This window comes from Microcella pacifica (assembly GCF_009371975.2).
Taxonomy (GTDB): Bacteria; Actinomycetota; Actinomycetes; order Actinomycetales; family Microbacteriaceae; genus Microcella; species Microcella pacifica.
Genome location: NZ_VIKT02000008.1, coordinates 17,025 through 40,938 on the forward strand (window position 1 = coordinate 17,025; position 23,914 = coordinate 40,938).

The window sequence follows — 23,914 nt, forward strand, 5'->3', positions numbered from 1 at the left end:
ATCGTCTACTGCTCGCTGCGGCTAGTCGCTCAGGGCGATCGCACGCTCGATCGCGTCCTGCAGCCGCTCGTCGGCTTCAGCGGCCGCGACGAGGTCGTTGGCCGCATAGGCCGCCTGACGGTCCTGGAGCGCCTGGCGGGCATCCTCGAGCGCGGCCTGCAGGTCACCTGCGGGCGGCGTGGTTGGCTCGGTCGGCTCCTCGGGAGCCTCGGGGTCGGTCGGTGCCTCGGGATCCACCTCGGGCAGCGTCGGGTCGACGTCACCATCACCCGCGTCGGCGCCCGAGTCGCCGCCGAAGAGCGCATCGAGAGCCTGGTCGAGCGTGTCCTCGAAGGCGATCGAGTCACCGAACGACACGAGCACCTTGCGCAGCAGCGGGTAGCTCGTCTCACCCGTCGACTGCACGTAGACCGGCTGCACGTACAGGAAGCCGCCGCCGACCGGGAGGGTCAGCAAGTTGCCGCGCAGCACCTCGGTCTCGCCGCGCTGCAGGAGAGCGAGCTGGTTCGCGACCTCGGTATCGGAGTTGAACTGGTTCTGCACCTGGCCGGGCCCCGGAATGGTCTGCGAGGGCAGGGTCAGCAGCGTGAGCTTGCCGTAGTCGTCACCGGGGTCGGAGTTCGCCGCGAGATAGCCCGTCAGCACGTTGCGCTCGTTGTCGCTCGCGGTGCGCGGGATGAAGGTCGAGTACAGCGTGAAGCCGGGCTCGTCCTCCCCGGGAACCTGCATCGTGAGGTAGTACGGCGGCTGCGTCGTCGGCGCGGCGGCAGACGAGATCGGGTCGTTCGGGGTGACCCACTCGTCGTCCGTCGAGAAGAACGAGCCAGGGTCGGTCACGTGGTAGGCGCCGAGGATGTTGCGCTGCACCTTGAACAGGTCGGAGGGGTAGCGCACGTGGTCGAGCAGCTGCTGGCTCATGTCGTCGACCGAGCGCAGAGTCGTCGGGAAGACCTTCTGCCAGGTCTTCAGAATCGGGTCCTCCTCGTCCCAGGCGTAGAGCGTCACCTCGCCGTCGTACGCGTTGACGGTGGCCTTGACCGAGTTGCGGATGTAGTTGATGTCGTCGACCGGGAACTGCGGCGACGGCGTGTACGTGTCGGCGACGGCGGCCGAGAGCGGCACCGAGGTCGAGTACGGGTAGCTCGACGTCGTCGTGTAGCCGTCGACGATCCAGACGATCTCGCCGTCCACGACCGCCGGGTAGGGGTCAGAGTCGAGTCGCAGGTACGGGGCGGCCTTCTGCACCCGGTCGAGCGGGTTGCGGTCATAGAGGATCTGCGAGTCATCGGTCACCGCCTCGGAGAGGAAGATCTGCTCAGACTGGAACTTGATCGCGTACAGCAGGCGCTTGAACACGTTGTCGAGCGCGGGCCCGCCCTCACCCTCGAAGGTGTACGTCGCGTTGCCCGCGGCATCCTCGCCCGCCCCGTCGGAGGGGAAGTCGAGCTCGAGGTTCTCGCCGCCGCCGACGATGGAGTACAGGGGCGAGAACTCGCCGAAGTAGACACGCGGCTCGTACTCGCCGAGCGCCTCGGTGAGCGCGCCGTCGACAGGGATGCCCGACTCGAGGAAGAGCGGCTGGCCGTCGTCGGCGCGCTGGTTGCCGTAGGCCGCGACGACGCCGTAGCCGTGGGTGAACACGATGGTGTTGTTGTACCAGTTCTGCGAGGTCTGCCCGTCGGGGTTGAGCTCGCGCAGGGAGAGCACCGTGTCTTGCGTCTGGCCGCCGATCTCGTAGCGGTCGACGTCGAGGAACTCGGGGAACTGGTAGTACTGGCGGAACTGCTCGAGCTGGGCGAAGGCTTCGGTGACGAGAGCCGGGTCGATGAGGCGGATGTTCGCGGTCGTCTCCGCATCCTCGCGCAGAGCGCCCTCGGTCGCGTCCGTTTTCGCGTCGTAGGAGATCTCGACGAGCTCGTCGACACCGTAGGCCGCTCGAGTGGCGTCGATGTTGCGCTCGATGAACGGCGCCTCGATCGTGCGCGCGCTCGGGTCGACCTGGAAGCGCTGCACGATCCACGGGTAGACGCTGCCGATGAGCAGACCGCTCACGAGCAGCAGGGCCGTGCCGACGATCGGCAGGCGCCAGCGCCCGACGATCGCCGTGATGATGAAGAGCACGGCGACGAGCGCCGCGATGCCGGCGAGGATCGCCCTGCTGGGAATGGTCGCGTTGACCTCGGCGAAACCAGCACCAGCGGGCAGGAAGCCCTCGCTCGGCGCGATGACGGCCGCGTACTGGTCGAACCAGATGCTCACGCCCTGGAGCGCGATGTAGACGGCACCCGTGATCGCGAGCTGGATGCGCGCGGTGCGGGAGATGCGGATCTCACGGCCGTTGACGCGCAGTGCGCCGTACAGGTAGCTCGTCGCGAGGGCCGCGAGCAGCGAGAGCAGCACGGCGGCGGAGGCGAAGGCGATGATGCCGCGGTAGAAGGGCAGCTCGTAGACGAAGAAGCCGATGTCGAAGCCGAACTGAGCGTCGGTCGTGCCGAAGGGCGTCCGGTTGAAGAACTGCAGCACCTGGGTCCATTGCGCCGAGGTCGTGACGCCCGCGAAGAGGCCGAGCACGGCGGGGATGCCGATCATGGCGGCGCGGCGCAGAGGCTCGATGGCCTCCTGGTAGCGGTCGAGCTGCGAGTTGAGCTTGGCGTAGACCGGCCGGGAGCGGTAGGCGATCTGCAGGCTCGCCCACACGGGCAGGAACATGCCCACGAATCCGACGAGGAACATGACGCCCGTGGCGATCCACTGCGTCGCGAGCACGGGCAGGTACCCGAGCTGGTCGAACCAGAGGATGTCGGTGTAGACGTTCGCGAAGACGAAGAACAGCGCCACGAGAACACCCACGACGATGGCCGTGATGATGAGGGCTGAGCGCGATCGGTTGGTCGGCTGCGAGGTGGTGGTCGACACTGAAATGGCTCCTGAGGTCGTCGGGCGAACTTCCCCAGACTAGCGGGCCGTGCCTGGCATCGGGCCGGTCGCACCCCTAACGTTCGCCGCGAGCGCAGTCGTCGACGCGGACTGCGTCGGGCTCAGCTGGCGAGCTCGTCCGGATTCTGCACGCGCTGCCCGACGACGGCGCTCACGCCGTCCTGCCTCATGCTGACCCCGTAGAGGGCATCCGCGATCTCCATCGTGCGCTTCTGGTGCGTGATGATGATGAGCTGGGATGCCGCTCTCAAGTCGCGGAAGATCGTGAGAAGGCGGCCGAGGTTGGCGTCGTCGAGCGCTGCCTCCACCTCGTCCATGATGTAGAACGGGCTCGGCCGGGCCTTGAAGATCGCGATGAGGAGGGCGACCGCGGCGAGGGACCGCTCGCCGCCGCTCAGGAGGCTCAGCCGCTCGATCTTCTTGCCTGCGGGTTTGACGGTCACCTCGATGCCCGTCGTGAGCATGCTCTCCGGGTCGGTGAGGTGCAGGCTGCCCGTGCCGCCGGGGAACAGGATCGGGAACACCGTGTCGAAGGCGGCCTGCGTGTCGGCGAACGCGGACGAGAAGATGTGCTGCATCGTCTCGTCGAGCTCGTCGATGATCGTCAGCAGGTCGCGGCGGGTGTTCGCGAGGTCGGTGAGCTGCTCGGTGAGGAACTTGTGCCGCTGCTCGAGCGCGGCGAACTCCTCGAGGGCGAGCGGGTTCACCCGGCCGAGCTGGCCGAGCTTGCGCTCCGCTCGCGCGAGCCGCGTCTGCTGCTCGGCGCGGTCGAACGGCTTGCCGCTCGGTTCTGCCGTTCGCAACTCAGGCTGTGCGTGCTCAGGTGCGTGCGAACCGGGCACATCGGTCGCTTCTGCCTGAGTCGCGAACGCGCGCGCGGCGGCGTCGGCGACGAGTGCGGCGGTGCGGGCCGCGTCGTCGTCAGTGGTCGGGTCGGGCTCGGGCTCGCGGCCGACCTCGGGCGCATCGGGATCGGGGTCGACGCGCGCGGCAGCCTGCGCAGCGATCGCATCGGCCGCCGCTCGGGCGGCCGCGGTGAGGGCATCGTCGTCCGGCACGGGCACGTGCGGGCCGTACTCGTCGACGAGGACCTCCTCGACGAGCCCGAGCTCCTCCCCCGCGCGTTCGAGCAGCTGGCCCAGGTGCAGCTTCTTCTCGTAGATCTGCAGCTCGAGACCGTGCACGTTCTCGGTGATGCCCGCGAGCCGCTCGCGCAGAGCGGACTCGCTGCGGCGCAGCTCGAGAAGCTCCTCGTTCTGCGCGGTGCGCTGCGCCTCCGCCTGGGCGAGCGAGACGCGCGCCTCGGCGACCGACGCGTCGACGGCCGCGAGCACGGCGGGCAGGGACGCGGCGACGCGCGTCGCGCGCTCGACCTGGCGCTGCCGCAGTACAGCGCGGCGGGCGGCCTCATCGGCGGCGGCACGCTCGGCCTGGCGGCGGCGCTCGAGCTGCTCGGCACCGTCGCGTGCGGCGCGCACCCGCTCGCGCGCCGTCTCGAGCTCGATGCGCCGCTCCAGCTCAGCCGCACGCGCGGCCTCGAGGTCGCTCAGCAGCTGGTCGCGGGCGGAGGCATCGAGCATGGGGCGCGGGCGACCCGCGAAGTCGGCGTGCTCCGCCTCAGACCGCTCGACCGCGCGCTCCGCCTCGACGACGGACTCCTGGGCGCGCTCGAGGGCGCTCGTGAGGCGCGCGGCCTCCGCCTCGGCGGCCTCCGCCTGCGCTCGGGCCCGGGAGACCTGCTCGCTGCGAGCCGCGCGCTGAGCATCCTGATCGCGCACCGCGGCGAGCGCCGCGGTGGCCGCCGCCTTCGCCTCGGTGAGCGCGGTGCGCGACGCATCGAGGGCGTACCGCGCGCGCTCGATGCCCGTCGTGACGTCGCTCAGCCGATCACGGGCGGTGTCGCGCTCGGCAGCGAGCTCGAGTCGACTGCGACCCTCCCCCGACCCGCCGCGCAGCACGGAGCGCGTGAGCACCTCGCCCTGCCGCGTGACGATGCTCACGCTCGCCGCGCCGTCGCCGCGCTTCTCGAGGGCGGGCCACGCGGCGCGTGCAGCGTCGAGGTCGTCGGCGATGAGGGTGCGCGCGAGCAGGTCGAGCACACCGGCGGGAGCCGTGACCACGTCGACCGCGGGGGTGAGCCCCGTACCGCCCGCGAGGTCGCTCGTGTCGGAGCCCGCGCTCGAGAGCTCGGCGAGCACGACCTCTACCCGGCCGGCATCGCTGCCGCGCGCGCTCTCGAGGGCGCGCAGCGCCGCGTCGAGGTCGTCGGCGAGCGCCGCCTCCGCGAGCGAGCCGAGCGCCGCGGCGATCGCGGCCTCGAACCCGCCTCTCACCTGCAGGTGGTCGGCGACGAGGCCGCGCACGCCGGCCGTGCCGACCAGGCCGGATGCCCCGTGAGGCGCATCCACCGCCTGCGAGAGCGCGCTGACCCGCGCCGCGAGGGCGTCGCGCTCGCGCTCGAGGGCGTGCAGGGCATCCCGTTCGCCGTCGATGCGCGCGGTGGTGTCGGTGACCGCGGTGTCGGCGGCCTCGAGGGCGGCGTCGAGCTCGGCGTCGCGCCCGGAGGCCTCCTCGAGGGCGGGCAGGGCGTCGAGCTCGGCGCGCGTGCGCGACTGGCGCTCGCGCGCCGCCTCGAGGGCCGACTCCTGCCGCAGCAGCTCGCCGCGCGCAGCCGCGAGAGTGGAGCGCGCGACCTCGACGCGACCGGCGAGGGCGGCGAGCTGCAGGTCGTGCTGCGAGACGAGGGCGCTCTGCGCGGCGATCTCCTCGTCGAGGGCGTCGAGCGCCGCGCGGGCGGTGGCCGTGCGGGCGGCCGCCTCGCCGACTGTGCGCTCGGCGGCGTCGACCTCGGCGCCGAGGGACTCGGCCTCGGCCCGGGCCTCCGCCACCTGCGCCGGCGTGATGGTCGACGACAGGCCCGGCAGCTCAGACTGCTGACTGAGCAGGGTGAGCTTCTGCTGGGCGAGCGAGTAGAGGCTGCGCAGGCGCTCCTGCACCTGCTCGAGCTCGAACGCGAGGCGGCGCGCGCCGTCGACCGCGTCTCCGACCTGCTCCGCTTCGAGACGCTGCACGCGCACGCGAGCCTGGTCGAGCTGGCTCTGCAGCACGAGCCGCTCGCTCGAACGCTCCGACTCGGTGCGCTGGTGGTCGGCGAGGCTCTCGCGCAGGGCGACGACCTCGTCGGCGAGGATTCTGGCCCGGGCATCCCGCACGATCGCGGCGATCGTCTGCGCTTCGCGCGCGATCTCCGCCTGGCGACCCAGTGGCGTCAGCTGGCGGCGAATCTCGCCGGCGAGGTCGTTCAGACGCGTCAGGTTCGCCTGCATGCCCTCGAGCTTGCGCACCGTCTTCTCCTTGCGACGACGATGCTTGAGGATGCCCGCTGCCTCCTCGATGAAACCGCGACGCTCCTCGGGGCTCGCGTGCAGCACGGCGTCGAGCTGGCCCTGCCCGACGATCACGTGCATCTCGCGGCCGAGCCCGCTGTCGCTCAGCAGCTCCTGCACGTCGAGCAGGCGGCAGGCTGTGCCGTTGATCGCGTACTCGCTGCCGCCGTTGCGGAAGAGCGTGCGCGAGATCGTGACCTCGGCGTACTCAATGGGGAGCATCCCGTCGGAGTTGTCGATCGTCAGCAGCACTTCGGCGCGGCCGAGCGGGCCGCGCGTCGCCGTGCCCGCGAAGATGACGTCAGACATGGTGCCGCCCCGCAGCGTCTTCGCGCCCTGCTCGCCCATGACCCAGGCGAGGGCGTCGACGACGTTCGACTTGCCCGAGCCGTTGGGGCCGACCACGCACGTCACGCCCGGCTCGAACTGGAAGGTGGTCGGCTGCGCGAACGACTTGAAGCCCTTGAGGGTGAGCGACTTGAGGTGCACGCTGCCCTCCCTCGGCTGCTGTCGCGCGGGCTGGCGCGCGGACTGATCGGTCAGGGCTACCGTACCGGGTGGCGCGCGCGTATTCTGGCGGGCTGGCCTGCGAGCGAGGAGCCGTCATGGGTGGGGTCGATTTCAGCGAGGTGGTCATCCCCGCGCGGATCGACGCGCCTGACGCGGCCGACTTCGTCGCCGCGATCGGGGTCCGCAATGCGGTCAACGAGCACGACTCGGGCACGCGCGATGACGTGCGGCCGGCCGAGGAGCTGCTGCCGGGGTGGCGCAAGCAGGAATTCGAACCGATGCGGATGCTCGTCGCGAGGCTCGACGGGCGCATCGTGTGCCGGGGCATCGCCGAGTTCCGGCTCGGCGATGCGGCCGACACGGCGTGGCTGCACGTCGAGGTGCTGCCCGAGGTGCGCGGCCGCGGGCTCGGCCGCGCGATGGCCGAGCGACTCGAGCTCTTGGCGCTCGCCGAGGGTCGCACCAAGGCGATCGTGTACGCACCGTCGTGGCGGGCCGGCGGCGAGCGCCTGGCGGCTCCGACCGGGTTCGGAGACGTGCCCGCCGACACCCGGGAGACGCGGCTGCTGCTCGCTCTCGGCTACCGGCTCGAGCAGGTCGAGCGGGGCAGCCGACTGCCGCTGCCTGTCGACCCCGCCCGAATGGATGCTCTGCTCGAGCAGGCGAGCGCCGCGGCGGGCCCCGACTACCGCGTGCACCTCTGGGGCCGGCACACACCCCCCGAGTGGCGGGAGGACATCTGCCGACTGCTCACCCGCATGAGCACCGATGCGCCGACCGCCGGCCTCGAAGAGCCCGAGGACGAGTGGACGGTCGAGCGTCTGCTCGCCGACGAGCGCGAGGAGGCGGACAGCCCCCGCACCCCGTTCGTCGCGGCCGTCGAGCACGTGCCCTCGGGGCGACTCGTCGGCTTCACCGAGCTCGTCGCGCCCGCCGAGCGCGGGCGACCTGTCGACCAGGAGGACACGATCGTGCTCATCGAGCACCGCGGGCACCGCCTGGGCATGCTGCTCAAGGCCGCGAACCTCGCGCAGCTCGAGCGACTGCGGCCCGGGCATCCCTCGATCGTGACCTACAACGCGGAGGAGAACCGGCACATGCTCGCGGTCAACGAGGCCCTCGGGTTCGAGCCCTTCGTGTACGAGGGCGCCTGGCGCAAGGACCTCGCGTAGTCAGGCGCGGCGCACGCGGATGCGCTGGCAGCGCGGGCAGTAGTGCGAGCCGCGGTTCATGAACTGCACGCGCACGATGAGACCGCCGCACCGCTCGCACGGTCGACCCTGCTGGCCGTAGGCGCGCAGCGAGTGGCTGAAGTACCCGCTCGCCCCGTTGACGTTGACGTACTGCGCGTCGAAGGAGGTGCCGCCCTCCTCGAGCGCGCGCCGCAGCACGGTGCGCACCTCGGCGAGCAGAGTGCGGGCGCGGCGGGGGCCGAGGTGCTCGGTCGGCTGGTCGTAGTGCACGCGCGCCGCCCAGAGCGCCTCGTCGGCATAGATGTTGCCGATTCCGCTCACGAGGGTCTGGTCGAGCAGGGCTCGCTTGATGGTCGTGCGCCGCGCCGCGAGACGCCGCAGGAAGAGGCGGTCGTCGAAGGCGTCATCGAGCGGGTCGCGCGCGATGTGCGCCACCTGGCTCGGGATGCTCGGCTGAGCACTGCCGTACCCGCCTGCCGCACCGTCCGCTGTGGGGGCAAGTGCGTCGATCGCCATCGAGCCGAAGATGCGCTGGTCGACGAAGTTGAGCCGTAGCGGGCCGTGCTCGGGGTGCACGATGTCGAGCCGGATGCGCGTGAGCGGCCCGTCGTCGGCGTCGCGCTGCCGCAGCAGCACTTGGCCGCTCATGCCGAGGTGCACCACGAGAGCCTCGGCGGGGTCGCCCTCCTCGTCGTGGAGGGGCAGCCACAGGAACTTGCCGCGGCGCACGGCGGAGTCGAGGCGTGCGCCGGTGAGCCGATCGATGAAGTCTTCGGCCGGGCCGGGGTGACGGCGCAGCGACCGCTCGTCGTAGACCTCGATCGCCTCGATCGTCGCGCCGCTCACGGCGGGGGCGAGACCGTGGCGCACGACCTCGACTTCGGGCAGCTCGGGCACCGCTAGTGCCGGCGGCCCTGCTGCAGCACCGTCCACGCCTCGAGGGCGGCGCCCATCTCGGCGTGCTTCTTGCTCGTACCCTCGCCCGTGGCGATCGGGGTGCCGTCGAGGACGACGGTCGCGGTGAAGACCTTCGAGTGGTCGGGGCCGACGTCGCTGATCTCGTAGGAGGGAAGGCCCATGCCGAGCCGTGCGGCGAGCTCCTGCAGGGAGGTCTTCGGGTCCATGGCGGCGCCGAAGCGGTCGGGGTCGGCGAGGAGCGGATCGATGAGCCGCAGCACGAGCGCCGTCGCCTCGTCGGCGCCGCGGTCGAGGTAGGCGGCCCCGATGAGCGCCTCGACCGTGTCGGCGAGGATCGACGACTTGTCGCGGCCCCCCGTGAGCTCTTCGCCCTTGCCGAGCTTGACGTGCTGCCCGAGGTCGATCATCGCGGCGACTTCGGCGAGCGCGACGGCGGACACCAGGGAGGCACGCCGCTTGGCGAGGTCGCCCTCGCTCAGATCGGGGTAGGTCGTGTAGAGCATGACCGTGACGGCCTGCCCGAGAATCGAGTCGCCGAGGAACTCGAGCCGCTCATTGGTCGGCCCGCCGCCGTTCTCGTAGGCCCACGACCGGTGGGTCAGGGCGAGATCGAGAAGATCGGGCTCGATGGTGAGCCCGAGCGCACGCGACAGTGACGAACGGTCAGGGGCAGCGCCCGCGGACTCGCTCGTCATCGCGATGCGTCCGCTCAGACGTCGGCGACCTTGCGACCCTTGTACTCCATGTACAGGGGCGTGCCGGCGGAGTCTTCGACGACCTTGGCGCGGTGCGGGAGGCTGTAGACGACCTTGCCGTTCTCGATCGTCTTCACGAGCGTGGGGACCTGCGCCTTCCACTGCGAGCGGCGCGAGTGGGTGTTGGAGCGGGACTTCTTCCGCTTGGGAACAGCCATGGTGTGTCTTCTCTCTCTCGTGTCGCAGCGCGTGCACGCGCTACGAGGTCAGTGCGGGGTGTCGTCGTCGGTGAGCAGGCCCTCGAGCGCCGCCCAGCGGGGATCGATCTCGTCGCGGGGCTCTCGCTCGGGTTGATCGGCCAGCTTCTCGCCGGTCTCGGGGTCGAGACCAGGGCAGTCAGCACGACAGACCGGTTGGAACGGTAGTGCGAGCACCACCGCATCCCGAACCACAGGTTCACAATCCACGTGATCATCGTGAACCGTGTAGTCGACAGCGTCCTCAGGAGAATACGCGAAAAGCTCCTGGAATTCGAGTTCGAGCGGCTCGGTGACCGGGTCGAGGCAGCGCACGCACTCCCCCGAGGCGACCGTGCGCACGTCGGCCGACACGAGAATTCCGTCGTGGAGGCCCTCGAGACGCAGGTCGAGCTCGAGCGGCGCGCCCTGCTTCACCACCATCGCGGCCGCGCCCAATTGCTCGGGTACGGCGAACGACAGCGTCTTCTCGCGCATCTCGCCGGGGCGGTGCACGAGGTCGCGAACGTTGACGCGGTAGGGGGACTGGTCAGCAGGCATGGCGCCCGAGTCTACGCGGTCGCGACCGCCGTGAAGGCCGCGTCGTAGGCCTCGAGCGCGGTGGCGACCTGCTCGGGGGTCACGATGCACGGGGGCACGACGTGAATGCGGTTGTCGGCCGCGAACGGAATGACTCCGCGCGCGAGCAGCTCTTTCTTGAGCGCCCCGATCACGGCGGGGCCGACAGGCTCGCGCGTGCCCGCGTCGGTCACGAGGTCGAGCGCCCAGAACACGCCGAGCCCCCGCACCTCACCGATCATGGGGTGCTTCTCGGCGAGCGCCCGCAGGCCGGGGCCGAGGTGGTCGGCGCCGATCATCGCGGCATTCTCGATGATGCCCTCCTCGGTCATGGCATCGATCGAGGCGACGATGGAGGCCATCGCGAGGGGGTGACCCGAGTAGGTGAGGCCGCCGGGGAACACGCGCTCGTCGAACTCGGCGGCGACGCGCGGCGACATGATGACGCCGCCCGCAGGCACGTAGCCAGAGTTGACGCCCTTCGCGAAAGCGATGAGGTCGGGGGTCGCGCGCGACGGGTTGAGCGCCTCGCTCTGCCAGGCGAACCAGTCGCCCGTGCGGCCGAAGCCCGCCATGACCTCGTCGGCGATCCACATGATGCCGTACTCGTCGGCGAGCGCGCGCACGCCCTCGAGGTAGCCGGGCGGAGGCAGGAGAACGCCAGCGGTACCGGGAACGCTCTCGAGCAGGATCGCGGCGATCGTGCCGGGGCCTTCGGCCTGGATCGTGCGGCGAAGGTGCTGCAGGGCGCGCTCGGTTTCCTGCTCCGGAGTCTCGGAATGGAACTCGCTGCGGTACAGGAAGGGGCCGAAGAAGTGCACGTGGCCGGTCGCGTACTCGTTGGGCATGCGCCGCCAGTCGCCCGTCGCGACGATCGCCGAACCCGTGTTGCCGTGGTAGCTGCGGTAGGTGGAGAGCACTTTGTCGCGGCCGGTCGTGAGGCGCGCCATCCGGATCGCGTTCTCGATCGCGTCGGCACCGCCGTTCGTGAAGAAGACCTTCGCGAAGCCCTCGCCCGCGCGCTCGACGATGCGCTTCGCCGCCTCGCCGCGGGCAAGGTTCGCGGTCGACGGGGCGACCGTCGCGAGCTCGGCCGCCTGGCGCTGGATCGCCTCGACGACCCGAGGGTGCGAGTGCCCGATGTTGGTGTTGACGAGCTGGCACGAGAAGTCGAGCCACCTGGTGCCGTCGTAGTCCCAGACCTCACACCCGGCAGCACCAGCCACCACGAGCGGCTGCAGGGCGGCCTGGGCGCTCCACGAGTGGAAGACGTACTGCTTGTCGAGCGCGAGGGCGCGAGCGCCGTCGGCGGGGTCGAGGGCGGGTGCAACAGAGTGTGACCGGGTCTGGGTGTCGGTCATGGCTATCGATTCCTTGATGTCGGCGGTGACGGTGGCGAGATCATTATCCTCCCGGGATGCCCGAAGCCGGGCCGCGCACTCGCGCGAGCCCGGCTTCGAACCGTGAGGCGGCTAGTTGCCGCCCTCGAGCAGCTCGACCTCGATGGGCGTGAAGCTGTCACCCGTGATGTCGAACCCTTCGGCCTCGAGCTCGGCGAGCGCCTGCTCGATGTACTCGTTGGTCCACGCGCTCGCCGGCGGCTCCTCGGTGATGAGGCTCGCGCCCGACTCGTTGACGGCGCTCAGGGCCGCCGCGACGGTCGCGTCGAAGGCGGCCTCATCGATGTAGCCGATGCCGTTCGGGGCCGGCCAGATGAGCTTGTTGGTCTCGTTCACCATCCACAGCTCGTGGCTGGGGCCCCAGCCGGAGCCCGCGTCGATCGTGATCTGCGCCGCCTCCTCGGGGCTCTCGGCCGCGAAGATCCAGCCCTTGATGACGGCCTTGAGGAATGCGACGGTCGTCTCCTGGTAGTCGGCATCGCTCTCGAGCCGCTCGGTGTCGGCCCAGATCGCGTCCTGCAGCATGGCACCCACGGTGTCCTCGTAGCTGATGACCGTGAAGTCGTCGGCCGTGTAGAGCTCACCGGTCTCGGGGTCGACCGCCTCGAGCAGCTGCGCGTACTCGTTGTAGGTCATCGCCTGGGCGGCGTCGATGTCTCCCGCGAGGAACGCGTTCATGTTGAAGTCCTGCGTGATGATCTCGACCGTGGAGGCGTCGAGGCCCTCCTCGGCCATGGCCGCGAAGATCTCCCACTCGTTGCCGAACCCCCACGAGCCGATCTTCTTGCCCTCGAAGTCGGCGACCGAGGAGATGTCTCCGTCGGCCCACGCAACCTGGAGGGTGCCGGAGCGCTGGAAGATCTGCGCGATGTTGGTGACGTTCGCGCCGGCCTCGATCGAGCCGAGCACCTTGGGCACCCAGGCGATCGCGTAGTCGACGTCGCCGTTGGCGAGAGCGTCCTGCGGCACGATGTCACCACCCGACGGGATGATCTCGACATCGAGCCCGGCCTCCTCGAAATAGCCCTGCTCCTGCGCGGCGAAGTAGCCCGCGAACTGGCCCTGAGGCAGCCACTGCAGCTGCAGCGTGACCGGCGTGAGCTCCTCGCCCGAGTCAGCCTCCGGGGCCTCCTCGGTCGTGGCGCAGGCGGTGAGCACGAGCGCGGCGCTGAGGCCGAGCGCGCTGAACGTCGCGAGGCGACGATGGCGGTTGTTCATCATGTGCTGTGTCCTTTCGTGTTCTCGACGGTGCTGGTGTGGTGCAGGGTCGGCCCCGAGCGTGTCGGGGACCTCGTGTGGTCACGTCACCGTCGACGAGAGACCAGTCGTTCGAGCCCCGAGGCGACGAGCGAGAACGCCAGCCCGAGGATGATCGCGGCGACCACATAGGCCCACGCGCGCGGGTACGCGCTCGAGGCCGCCGAGGTGGAGATGAGGCCGCCGAGGCCGCCGCGCGGGCCGCCAAAGTACTCGGCGACGAGGGCCGAGATGACGGCGAGCGAGGAGGCGAGGCGGATGCCCGTGAAGGTGAAGGGCGCCGCCGTGCGCAGAGTGATGGTGCGCATGATCTGCGCATTACTCGCGGCGTAGCTGCGCATGAGGTCGCGGTGCACGGGCTGCGTCTGCCGCAGACCCCGCGCGGTGTTCAGGAAGACCGGCACGAAGGCGGCGAGCGCCGCGATGAGCTGGCGGCCGGTCTGCGAGTCGGCGCCGAACATCGTGTTGAGGACCGGGGCGAGCGCGACGATAGGGATGACTGCGAGCGCAGCGACGATGGGAGCGAGCATCCCGTCGAGGGATCGGCGCGTCGACGCGACGAGCGCCGAAATGATGCCGATGAGGGTGCCCGCGACGAGGCCGACGAGGGCGTTGAGGCCCGTGATCGCGCCCGCACTCACCATCGACGGCCAGAACTCGACGATCTCGGCTCCGATCGCGGCCGGGCTCGGCAGCAGGTACGCCTCGACGAGTCCGCTGCCCGCGATGAGCTGCCACACGGCGACGACGCTCACCCCGAGCACGATCGGGGCGACCGCCCGCGCCGTCCCCCCGGAGCCCCACGCGGCCCCCGGGGGCCGCCCACGTGGCGGTGCGATCGTGGCCGCGCCCGTCATCGGTTCTCCACGCCTCGGGCACTCGACGCCGGCGCTCCCCCGTGCAGTGCCTCGCGCACGGCCGTGATCATCTCGAAGAACGCGCCGTCTTCGCGCAGGTCGTCGGCGCGACTCGCGGTGCTGCCGAGTGCCATCGGCACGACCGCAGCGATACGGCCCGGGCGTGGCGACATGACGACGACGCGATCGCTCAGGTAGACCGCCTCGGGGATCGAGTGCGTGACGAACACCACGGCGGCACCCGTCTCGGCACTGATGCGCAGCAGCTCCGTCTGCATGTACTCGCGCGTCATCTCGTCGAGGGCACCGAAGGGCTCATCCATGAGCAGCAGCTCGGGCTTCTTCGCGAGGGCGCGGGCGATCGCCACGCGCTGCTGCATGCCGCCCGAGAGCTCGTCGGGGTAGCGGTCGCCGAAGTCGTCGAGGCCGACGAGCGCGATGAGCTCGGCGACCCTCTCGCGCGTCTCGACGCTGCTCGAGCCGTGCAGCTCCAGGGGCAAGGCGATGTTCGCGGCGACCGAGCGCCAGGGCAGCAGCCCTGCCTGCTGGAAGGCGATGCCGTACTTCTGGTCGACGCGCGCCTGATGAGCACTCGTGCCGAACACCTCCACTGAACCGCTCGACGGGGTGTCGAGGTCGGCGATGAGCCGCAGCAGGGTGCTCTTGCCGCAGCCGGAGGGGCCGATGAGCGAGACGAACTCGCCCGGCTCGACCACGAGATCGATGCCGGAGAGCGCGACGACCTGCCCAGCCGCCGCCTCGAAGACCTTGTCGACGGCCGTCACGGTCACGGCGTCGGTGGTGATCACTGACTCGGTCATGATGCGTCCTCTGTGCGTCGATAGTTGCGGGCGAGAGCGCCCATGAGCGCGACCGATCCGGCGGCGATGAGCCCGAGCGCGATCGCGCCGAGGATCGGCGCCCAGGCCTTGGCGGGGTCGCCGCTCGCCTGGCCGGCGTACTGGATGACGAGGCGCCCGATGCCGCCCTGCAGTCCCGTCGAGACCTCGGCCACGACGGCGCCGACGACGGCGTTCGCTGCAGCGAGACGCAGTGCCGGCAGGAGGTACGGCACGGCGGCCGGTATGCGCAGGTAGCGCATCGTCTGCCACCAGCCGACCGAGTAGCTGCGCATGAGCTCAAGGTGCAGTCGGTCGGGCGACTGGAACCCCTTGAGGGCGCCGACAGCCACCGGGAAGAACGCGAGGTAGCTCGCGATGACGGCCACCGACATCCAGTCCTGCCACTCGAAGGCACCGATCTCGATGCGCGACCCCCAGCTCTTGACGACGGGGGCGAAGGCGATGAGCGGCACCGTCTGGCTGAGGATGATCCACGGCAGAGCGGCCGACTCGGCGAGGCGCCAGCGCTGCATGACGAGGGCGAGCAGCAGTCCGACCGTGACGCCGACGATCCACCCTGCCGCCGCGATGCCGAGCGTGAGACTTGCCGCGATCGCGACCTCGAGCCACAGCACGCGCGCGCCCTCGGCCCGCGTCACGGGCTCGAACAGGCGGCCGGCGGTCTCCCAGATGTGCGGCATGGCGAGGTCGCTCGTGCGCGGCAGCACGCGCACCTCGCCGATCACGAGGCCGTCGGCCGGCCCGAGGAGCTTGTAGAGCTCCCAGAGCGCGGCGAGCGCGGCAAGCCCGAGCGCCCCGAAGCCCCACGCGCGAGCACGCGCCCGTGAGGCCGGGGGCGCCGTGCGCGTGCGTCGCGAGGGCGCACGTGCGACGGTGGCGGCCTGCATCATACCTTGGCCTGTTTGGAGCCGTTCACCGCCGGGATCACGTGCTCGCCGTAGACGCGCAGCGTCTCCTCCTTGTTGTCGTGCTGGAGGTAGCCCGCGAACTGGTCGACACCGAGCTCGCGCAGAGCCTCGAGCTTCTCGATGTGCTCCTTCGCGGTGCCGAGCACGCAGAAGCGGTCCACGATCTCGTCGGGCACGAAGTCGACGTGGTCGTTGCCCGCCTTGCCGTGCGAGTTGTAGTCGTAGCTCTCGCGGCCCGCGATGTAGTCGGTGAGTGCGGTGGGCACGGTCGACCCTGCCCCGTGCTTGGCGACGATGTCGGCGACGTGGTTGCCGACCATGCCGCCGAACCAGCGCACCTGGTTGCGCATGTGATCCCAGTCGTCCCCGATGTACATGGGAGCGGCCGCGCAGAACTTCACCGAGTAGGGGTCGCGGCCGGCGTTGTCGGCAGCGGTGCGCACCGACTCGATCATCCACTTCGCGATGTCGAGGTCGGCGAGCTGCAGGATGAAGCCGTCGCCGACTTCGCCCGTGAGCTTCAGCGCCAACGGCCCGTACGCCGCCACCCAGACCTCGAGCTCGCTGCCGTGGCTCCACGGCAACTGCAGCGTCGAGCCGTTGTACTCCACGGGCCGCGAGTTGCCGAGCTCGCGGATGACGTGGATCGACTCACGCAGCTCGGCCAGCGTGGTGGGCTTGCCGTTCGTGACGCGCACGGCGGAGTCGCCTCGACCGATTCCGCACGCCGTGCGATTGCCGTACATCTCGTTGAGCGTCGCGAAGACGCTCGCCGTGACCGTCCAGTCGCGCGTCGCGGGGTTCGTGACGAACGGGCCGACCGTGATGCGGTTCGTCTCGGCCAGGATCGCCGAGTAGATCACGTAGGGCTCCTGCCACAGGATGTGGCTGTCGAAGGTCCACACGTGACTGAACCCGTACTGCTCGGCGAGCTTGGCGAGGTGCACCGTGCGGCTGGCGGGCGGGTTGGTCTGCAGAACAGCGCCGAAATCCATGGATGCTCTTCCTCTCGGTATTCCGGAACTCAGACGAGGTACTGGCTCAGGCCGCGGCGCAGGTACTGCCCATGGCCGGCCCGCCCGTGGTAGGCGTCGTCCTGGATGACGACCGAGCCGCGGGAGATGACCGTGTCGACCTTCCCGTCGATCTCGAAGCCCTCCCACGCGGCGTGGTCCATGTTCATGTGGTGCTTCTTGCCCGTGGGGTTGCCGTCGTCGTCGACGTCCATGCCGATCGACGTGTGGCCGTTCGGGTCGTAGACGACGATGTCGGCGTCGGCGCCGGGAGCGATGACACCCTTCTTGCCGTAGAGGCCGAACATGCGCGCCGGCGTGGTCGAGGTGATCTCGACCCAGCGCTCGAGCGTGATCTGGCCGGTGACGACCCCCTGGTACATGAGGTCCATGCGGTGCTCGACCGAGCCGATGCCGTTGGGGATCTTCGAGAAGTTGCCGAGCCCGAGCTCCTTCTGGTCCTTCATGCAGAACGGGCAGTGGTCGGTCGACACCATCTGGATGTCGTTGGTGCGCAACGACTGCCACATGTGGTCCTGGTGCCCCTCCGCCTTCGAGCGCAGCGGCGTCGAGCACACCCACTTGGCGCCCTCGAAGGCGCCGTACTTCTCGCTCACGGCCCCGAGCTGCTCCTCGAGCGAGAGGTAGAGGTACTGCGGGCACGTCTCGCCGAAGACGTTCTGCCCGTGGTCGCGGGCGGCGGCGAGCTGCTCGACGGCCTGCTTGGCGCTCACGTGCACGACGTAGAGGGGCGCTCCCGTGAGGTTGGCGAGCATGATGGCGCGGTGCGTCGCCTCCTCCTCCATCTGCCAGGCGCGGGCGACCCCGTGGAAGTACGGGTCGGTCTTGCCCTGCGCGAGCAGCTGCTCGACGAGCACGTCGATCGCTGGCCCGTTCTCGGCATGCATCATCGTCATGAGCCCGGTGTCGGCGGCGACCTGCATCGCGCGGAGGATCTGCGCGTCGTCGGCGTAGAAGACGCCGGGATACGCCATGAACATCTTGTAGCTCGTGATGCCCTCGTCGATGAGCTTCGGCAGGGCATCCAGAGCGTCGGCGTCGACGCCGCCCACGATCTGGTGGAACCCGTAGTCGATCGCGCAGTTGCCTGCCGCCTTCTCGTGCCAGGCCGCGAGCCCGTCGAAGACCTTCTGGCCGGCCGTCTGCACGGCGAAGTCGATGATGCTCGTGGTGCCGCCCCAGGCGGCGGCGCGCGTGCCGGTCTCGAACGTGTCGATCGCCGCCGTGCCGCCGAACGGCAGCTCCATGTGCGTGTGGGCGTCGATGCCGCCGGGGATGACGTACTTGCCCGTCGCATCGATGACCGTGTCGACCGAGCCGGAAAGGTCGTGGCCGAGCAGGGTCGAGCCGGGGCTGAGGACGGCGAAGATGGTCTCGCCGTCGACGAGGACGTCGGCCTGGCCGCGGCCCGTCGCGCTCACGACGGTGCCGCCGGTGATGAGTGTCGTCGTCATGGCTTCACCACCGCCGTGTAGGAGTCGGGCCGACGATCGCGGTAGAACTGCCAGTTGTCGCGCACCGTCTGGATGAGGTCGAGGTCGAGGTCGCGGATGAGCACCTCTTCGTGCTCGGAGGAGCCGAGGGCGCCCACGTAGTTGCCCTGCGGGTCGACGACCTGGCTCGTGCCGTAGAAGAACACGGCGTCGTCGCCGTACTCGTTGTCTTCGAGGCCGACGCGGTTGGGGGCGAGCACGTAGTACTGGTTGGCGACGGCGGCGGCGGGCTGCTCGATCTCCCACAGGCGGTTGGAGAGCCCTGGCTTGGTCGCGTTGGGGTTGAAGACCATCTCGGCGCCGTTCAGGCCGAGCTCGCGCCACCCTTCGGGGAAGTGCCGGTCGTAGCAGATGTAGACGCCGACACGGCCGACGGCGGTGTCGAAGACGGGGTAGCCGAGGTTGCCGGGGCGGAAGTAGAACTTCTCCCAGAACTTGTCGAGGTGCGGGATGTGGTGCTTGCGGTACGAGCCGAGGATGGTGCCGTCGGCGTCGACGACGACGGCGGTGTTGTAGTAGATGCCGGTGCCGTCCTCCTCGTAGATGGGCAGGATCATGACCATGCTGAGCTCTTTCGCGAGGGCGGCGAAGCGCTGCACGATGGGGCCGTCGGCGGGCTCGGCGTAGCGGTAGTACTTCGCATCCTGCGTGATGCCGAAGTAGGGGCCGTAGAACAGCTCCTGGAAGCAGATGATCTGCGCTCCGTCGGCGGCCGCGTCGCGTGCGAACTGCTCGTGCTTGTTGAGCATCGACTCCTTGTCACCCGTCCAGGTGGTCTGAGTGATGGCTGCCCGAATGGTGGTCATGGGTGCTTCCCCTTTTCTTCGTCGAACTGGGGCCAGTGTGCGCCTCGAGCATTTCCGGCTCGTTTCGCCCAATGACGGATGCGTTACACGGTAGGCCGCAGGGCGCGTCTGGAGGCGGACGCGCGCAGATGAGCAGGGTCGTGCGCGGCTAGCGTGGGGGCATGAGGATCGTCGTGGTCGCCGGTGGTGTCGGGGGTGCGCGTTTCGTGCGCGGCGTGCGCGAGGAGGTGCAGCGCCACCGGCCGGGGTCGACGGTCGACGTCATCGTCAACACGGGCGACGACTGGTGGCTGGCCGGCCTGCGCATCGCGCCCGACTTCGACTCGATGCTGTACACCCTGAGCGGGCAGAACGACGAGGAGCGCGGCTGGGGGCGGGTCGGGGAGACCGAGCGCGTATCGGCCGAACTGCACGCGTACGGCGTGGCGCCCGAGTGGTTCACGCTCGGTGACCTCGACCTGGGCACGCACATCGCGCGCTCGGCCTGGCAGCGGGCAGGTGCCACGCCCTCAGATGTCGCGCGGCGCCTGCAGGAGCGGTGGCCGCTCGGCGTGACGCTGCACCCCGCGACCGACGAGGAGGTCGACACGCACGTGCAGCTCGCGGGCGACTCGGCTGGTGAGGTGCGCGAGCTGCACTTCCAGGAGTGGTGGACGCGCTACCGCGCCGCCCTGCCCGCCGCGCGCTTCGTGCAGCACGGCATCGAGCGCGCGGTGCCGTCCCCCGGCGTTCTGGATGCCCTGCTCGACTGCGACACGATCCTCATCGCCCCGTCCAACCCCGTGGTGTCGATCGGCACCGTGCTCGCCGTGCCCGGCATGGTGGAGGCCCTCACGGCGGAGGCCGCGCCGATCGTGGGGGTCTCCCCGATCATCGGCGGGTCATCCGTGCGCGGCATGGCGGAGGCGTGCCTCTCGGCGATCGGGGTGCAGACGGATGCGGCCGCTGTCGCCCGCCACTACGGTCTGCGCCGGGACGGCGGTCTGCTCGACGGCTGGCTCGTGGGGCTCGAGGACGCAACGGCGGTCGACGCGCTCGAGTCTGAGGGGTTCGCGGCACGCGCCGTGCCGCTGTGGATGCGCGACCTCGACACCTCGGCGGCTCTCGCCGCCGAGGCGCTCGACCTCGCTCTGGCCTTGCGCCCCTGAGCCTCTTTGGCGCGAGAGGGAGCAGGTTTGCGGGCGTAGGCTGTGCGGACTGTGACTGCGTTCGACTTCACCCCCACGGCCTCGGCGCTGTCCCGCGCGCTCAAGCGCGCCGACTCTGGCGTGAGTCTGGATGCCACGGAGGCCGAGACGCTCCTGCACGCGCGCGGCGACGACCTCGACCGGCTCCTGACCGTCGCAAGCCGGGTGCGGGATGCCGGTCTCGAACGAGCGGGCCGCCCCGGCGTCATCACCTACTCGCGCAAAGTCTTCATCCCCCTCACCCACCTGTGCCGCGACCGCTGCCACTACTGCGTCTTCGTGCAGACCCCGAACCAGCTCGAGGCGCAGGGCAAGGCGCCGTTTCTCTCCCCCGACGAGGTGCTCGAGATCGCTCGGCAGGGTGCCGCGCTCGGCTGCAAGGAAGCCCTCTTCACCCTCGGCGATCGGCCGGAAGACCGCTGGCCCGCCGCGCGCGAGTGGCTCGACGCCCACGGCTACGACTCGACGATCGACTACCTGCGCTCCGTCGCCATCCGCGTGCTTGAGGAGACCGGGCTCCTGCCCCACCTCAACCCCGGCGTCATGACCTGGCAAGAGCTGCAGCGCCTCAAGCCCGTCGCACCCAGCATGGGCATGATGCTCGAGACCACGAGCCGGCGCCTCTACGAGACGCGCGGCCTCGCCCATTTCGGCTCCCCCGACAAGGACCCCGAGCTGCGCCTGCGCGTGCTCGAAGACGCCGGCCGCAGCGCCATCCCCTTCACGACCGGCCTGCTGCTCGGCATCGGCGAGACCTACGCCGAGCGCGTCGACGGAATGTTCGCCATCCGCGCGAGCGCCCGACGGCACGGGCACGTGCAAGAGGTCATCATCCAGAACTTCCGCGCCAAGCCGCGCACCGCCATGCGCGCCGCCGACGACCTCGAGCTGCAGGAGTACATCGCCGCCGTCGCCGTCAGCCGACTCGTGCTCGGTCCCGGCGCACGCCTCCAGGTACCGCCCAACCTCACCGACGCCGAAGAGCTGCACCTCCTCATTCGCGCTGGCATCGACGACTGGGGCGGCGTGAGCCCGCTCACCCCCGACCACGTCAACCCCGAGCGACCCTGGCCGCAGCTCGACGAACTCGCCCGCCTCACCGCGGAGGGCGGCTACACGCTGCGCGAGCGCCTCACAGCCCACCCCCACTACGTGCGCGCCGAAGAACCCTGGCTCGATCCGCGCATCGTGCCGCACGTGCGGGCGCTCGCCGGGGACGACGGGCTCGCCGTCGAAGGGAGGCTGCCGCAGGGTATCCCGTGGCAGGAACCCGACCCCGACTGGGCGAGCAACGCCGGCACCGGCCGTACCGACCTGCACACCGCCATCGACACCGAGGGCCGCCGCACGACCGCGCGCAGCGACTTCGACGACGTCTACGGCGACTGGGCCGAGCTGCGCGAGACCGTCGGCGATACGACGAGGCCGACCAGCGCATCCGCGCACGCTCCCGCCGTGAGCGACGGCGTGCGCGCCATCCTGCGCCGCGCCGAAGATGCCCCCGCCGGGCTCAGTGATGCCGACTACCTGGCCCTGCTCGAGGCGGACGGGCCCGACCTCGACGCGCTCGCCGACCTCGCCGACCGCGTGCGAGCCGACACAGTGGGCGACCGCGTCGGCTACGTCGTCAATCGCAACATCAACTTCACCAACGTCTGCTACACCGGCTGCCGCTTCTGCGCCTTCGCGCAGCGCCGCACCGACGCCGACGCCTTCACCCTCTCCATGCGCCAGGTCGGCGACCGCGTCGACGAGGCCTGGAACCTCGGTGCCACCGAGATCTGCATGCAGGGCGGCATTCACCCCGACCTGCCCGGCACCGCCTACTTCGACCTCGCACGCGAGGTCACAGCTCGTCAGCCGGAGATGCACCTGCACGCGTTCAGCCCCATGGAGATCGTCAACGGCGCCGCCCGCACCGGACTCTCGTTCGCCGCATTCCTCACCGCCGCGAAGGAGGCCGGGCTCGACACGATTCCCGGCACCGCCGCCGAGATCCTCGACGACGAGGTGCGCTGGGTGCTCACGAAGGGCAAGCTCCCCACCGCCGAGTGGATCGAGATCGTCTCCACCGCGCACCGGCTCGGCATCCGCTCCAGCAGCACCATGATGTACGGGCACGTCGACAACCCCAGCCACTGGGTCGGCCACCTGCGCACCCTCGCCCGCGTGCAGGACGACACGGGCGGATTCACCGAGTTCGTGCTCCTGCCCTTCGTGCACGCCAACTCGCCCGTGTACCTCGCCGGCGTCGCCCGCCCCGGCCCCACGGCGCAGGAGAACCGAGCCGTGCACGCCGTCGCGCGCCTCATGCTGCACGGGCGCATCGACCACATCCAGACCTCGTGGGTCAAGCTCGGCACCGAGGGCACCCAGCTCATGCTGCGCGGCGGCGCCGACGACGTCGGCGGCACCCTCATGGAGGAGACCATCAGCCGCATGGCGGGTGCCGACAACGGATCCGAGAAGACCGTCGCCGAGCTCGAAGACCTCGTCAGCGGCATTGGCCGCACGGCCTGGCAGCGCACGACCACCTACGGCGAACCCACCGCCGAACGCGTCGCCACCGCACGCGCTCACCGCGAGTCGGGCTACGCGGCGACAGGCCGCCGCCTCGCGCTCAGCATCGCCGAGGTGCGCGAAGGCGCCTGAGCACCCACCCCCACTTCGCGGGTGAAGACCCTTCACACTCCGACACAATGCGGAGAATGAGGGTTGCGCGTGTTTCACTATGGACTGCACTGTCTACCGTGAGAGACCGACCGACGCCCGACCACGCACCCGAGGGGAGGTTCCGTGGCCCTGTCGCCGTGGATGAACAGCCTCATCGGCGTTCTGCTCGCCGTGGGCATCGCCGTCGCGCTCTACGCCTCGACCGTGCTCATCTGGAACCTGCTCGCCGAGCGCGCCGACGCCACGTGCGCGGCCCTCGTCGGAGACGACGGAACCCACACGGTCACCTCGATCTGGCGCGGCGGGCTCGCCTGGGAGTGCGAGTACGCGACCGACTGGAACCCTCGCGGCACGATCGTGCTCACCCCCGACGACCTCATGCGGTCCGGCTGAGCAACGCCCGCGTCCGGGCTCCCAGAACGAGGGATGCCGCGGCCTCCAGCTGCTCGCGCGTGTCGATGTCACGGCGCAACCCGCTGAGCGGCGGCAGCTCGAGCTCGACGTAGCCCTCCCCGCGGTGCCGCGCGGCGGACGCCGCACCGAACCGCGCCGCGTGAGGCACCCCGGCGCGCGCGACGATGAGCGTCGTGCCCGTGCCCTCGGCATCCGGCACGAACGCCCGATCATGCCCGACCGCCACCGCGAAGGCCCGCGAGAGCTCGTCGGGCTGCAGTGCCGGCAGGTCGCCGAGCAGCACCGCTGTCGGCAGGTCGGGGTCGAGAACGGCGAGCCCAGCCTCGACGGCCGCGAGCAGCCCCCCGCCCGGATCGTCGACGACCCGCACACCCGGCAGCTGCACGGGAAGGCCGCCCACGACCACGAGCTCACCGACCGCACTGGCCGCGCGCGCGGCCTCCACGGTGTCCAGGGCGATCGCACTCGCGAGCGCTGCGCGCTGCGCGGCGTCACCGATGAGACGGCTCTTGGCACCCGGCCCGCCCTTCACCGGGATGACGAGGGAGACGAGTGCGGGCACGACCTC

At 70.4% G+C, this 23,914-nt stretch carries 19 protein-coding genes; 4 read left to right on the top strand and 15 right to left on the bottom strand.

The window, feature by feature from the left end; translation table 11 throughout:
- Positions 1–21 precede the first annotated feature (21 nt).
- Both FK219_RS06095 and FK219_RS06100 read right to left on the bottom strand, forming a co-directional pair.
- The gene (locus FK219_RS06095) at positions 22–2,916 is read right to left on the bottom strand and encodes a UPF0182 family membrane protein (RefSeq protein ID WP_152582376.1); all 2,895 of its coding nucleotides are present in this window, start codon (positions 2,914–2,916) and stop codon (positions 22–24) included.
- Between the two features lie 122 nt (positions 2,917–3,038).
- Positions 3,039–6,812 carry a chromosome segregation SMC family protein gene (locus FK219_RS06100; protein ID WP_152582377.1) on the bottom strand — a complete coding sequence of 1,258 codons (3,774 nt, stop codon included), beginning with the start codon at positions 6,810–6,812 and terminating at the stop codon, positions 3,039–3,041.
- Between the two features lie 116 nt (positions 6,813–6,928).
- Between FK219_RS06100 and FK219_RS06105 the strand changes: the two genes are divergently transcribed.
- Positions 6,929–8,005, top strand: a complete 1,077-nt coding sequence (locus tag FK219_RS06105) for a GNAT family N-acetyltransferase (protein ID WP_152582378.1) — start codon at positions 6,929–6,931, stop codon at positions 8,003–8,005.
- Here FK219_RS06105 and mutM read toward each other — a convergent pair whose 3' ends face one another.
- From mutM to FK219_RS06165, 12 genes are all read right to left on the bottom strand, one after another.
- Positions 8,006–8,923, bottom strand: a complete 918-nt coding sequence (gene mutM, locus FK219_RS06110; protein ID WP_152582379.1) for a bifunctional DNA-formamidopyrimidine glycosylase/DNA-(apurinic or apyrimidinic site) lyase — start codon at positions 8,921–8,923, stop codon at positions 8,006–8,008.
- Between the two features lie 2 nt (positions 8,924–8,925).
- Positions 8,926–9,639, bottom strand: a complete 714-nt coding sequence (gene rnc / locus FK219_RS06115) for a ribonuclease III (protein ID WP_152582380.1) — start codon at positions 9,637–9,639, stop codon at positions 8,926–8,928.
- A 14-nt stretch (positions 9,640–9,653) separates the two neighbouring features.
- Positions 9,654–9,857, bottom strand: coding sequence for a 50S ribosomal protein L32 (rpmF, locus tag FK219_RS06120; protein ID WP_152582381.1), 204 nt, complete (start codon positions 9,855–9,857; stop codon positions 9,654–9,656).
- 48 nt (positions 9,858–9,905) lie between these two features.
- On the bottom strand, positions 9,906–10,436 hold the full coding sequence (locus FK219_RS06125) for a YceD family protein (RefSeq protein WP_152582382.1): 531 nt from the start codon (positions 10,434–10,436) through the stop codon (positions 9,906–9,908).
- Positions 10,437–10,447: 11 nt separating this feature from the next.
- On the bottom strand, positions 10,448–11,815 hold the full coding sequence (locus tag FK219_RS06130; protein WP_152582383.1) for an aspartate aminotransferase family protein: 1,368 nt from the start codon (positions 11,813–11,815) through the stop codon (positions 10,448–10,450).
- A gap of 111 nt (positions 11,816–11,926) precedes the next feature.
- Positions 11,927–13,072, bottom strand: coding sequence for an ABC transporter substrate-binding protein (locus tag FK219_RS06135; RefSeq protein WP_407941888.1), 1,146 nt, complete (start codon positions 13,070–13,072; stop codon positions 11,927–11,929).
- 86 nt (positions 13,073–13,158) lie between these two features.
- Complete coding sequence (locus FK219_RS06140; RefSeq protein WP_152582385.1) at positions 13,159–13,968, bottom strand: ABC transporter permease; 810 nt, start codon at positions 13,966–13,968, stop codon at positions 13,159–13,161.
- Positions 13,965–14,789, bottom strand: a complete 825-nt coding sequence (locus FK219_RS06145) for an ABC transporter ATP-binding protein (protein WP_152582386.1) — start codon at positions 14,787–14,789, stop codon at positions 13,965–13,967. The genes FK219_RS06140 and FK219_RS06145 overlap by 4 nt, the downstream gene beginning before the upstream one ends.
- Entirely contained in the window at positions 14,786–15,721 is a 936-nt protein-coding gene (locus FK219_RS06150) for an ABC transporter permease (RefSeq protein WP_235923790.1), read from the bottom strand. Before FK219_RS06150 ends, FK219_RS06145 begins: the two co-directional genes overlap by 4 nt.
- Positions 15,718–16,734 carry a TIGR03842 family LLM class F420-dependent oxidoreductase gene (locus FK219_RS06155; protein ID WP_152582387.1) on the bottom strand — a complete coding sequence of 339 codons (1,017 nt, stop codon included), beginning with the start codon at positions 16,732–16,734 and terminating at the stop codon, positions 15,718–15,720. Before FK219_RS06155 ends, FK219_RS06150 begins: the two co-directional genes overlap by 4 nt.
- A gap of 29 nt (positions 16,735–16,763) precedes the next feature.
- Entirely contained in the window at positions 16,764–18,227 is a 1,464-nt protein-coding gene (gene hydA, locus FK219_RS06160; protein WP_152582388.1) for a dihydropyrimidinase, read from the bottom strand.
- Entirely contained in the window at positions 18,224–19,072 is an 849-nt protein-coding gene (locus FK219_RS06165) for a nitrilase-related carbon-nitrogen hydrolase (RefSeq protein ID WP_152582389.1), read from the bottom strand. Before FK219_RS06165 ends, hydA begins: the two co-directional genes overlap by 4 nt.
- 161 nt (positions 19,073–19,233) lie before the next feature.
- On the opposite strand from FK219_RS06165, the gene cofD reads away from it, so the two are divergent.
- From cofD to FK219_RS06180, 3 genes are all read left to right on the top strand, one after another.
- On the top strand, positions 19,234–20,220 hold the full coding sequence (gene cofD, locus FK219_RS06170; RefSeq protein WP_152582390.1) for a 2-phospho-L-lactate transferase: 987 nt from the start codon (positions 19,234–19,236) through the stop codon (positions 20,218–20,220).
- 51 nt (positions 20,221–20,271) lie between these two features.
- Positions 20,272–22,911, top strand: a complete 2,640-nt coding sequence (locus FK219_RS06175; protein ID WP_152582391.1) for a bifunctional FO biosynthesis protein CofGH — start codon at positions 20,272–20,274, stop codon at positions 22,909–22,911.
- A 144-nt stretch (positions 22,912–23,055) separates the two neighbouring features.
- Positions 23,056–23,325, top strand: coding sequence for a hypothetical protein (locus FK219_RS06180; protein ID WP_152582392.1), 270 nt, complete (start codon positions 23,056–23,058; stop codon positions 23,323–23,325).
- Here the strand turns inward: FK219_RS06180 and cofC are convergent.
- On the bottom strand, positions 23,309–23,908 hold the full coding sequence (gene cofC, locus FK219_RS06185) for a 2-phospho-L-lactate guanylyltransferase (RefSeq protein WP_165638066.1): 600 nt from the start codon (positions 23,906–23,908) through the stop codon (positions 23,309–23,311). The two genes, FK219_RS06180 and cofC, sit on opposite strands and share 17 nt — an antisense overlap.
- Positions 23,909–23,914: the final 6 nt, after the last annotated feature.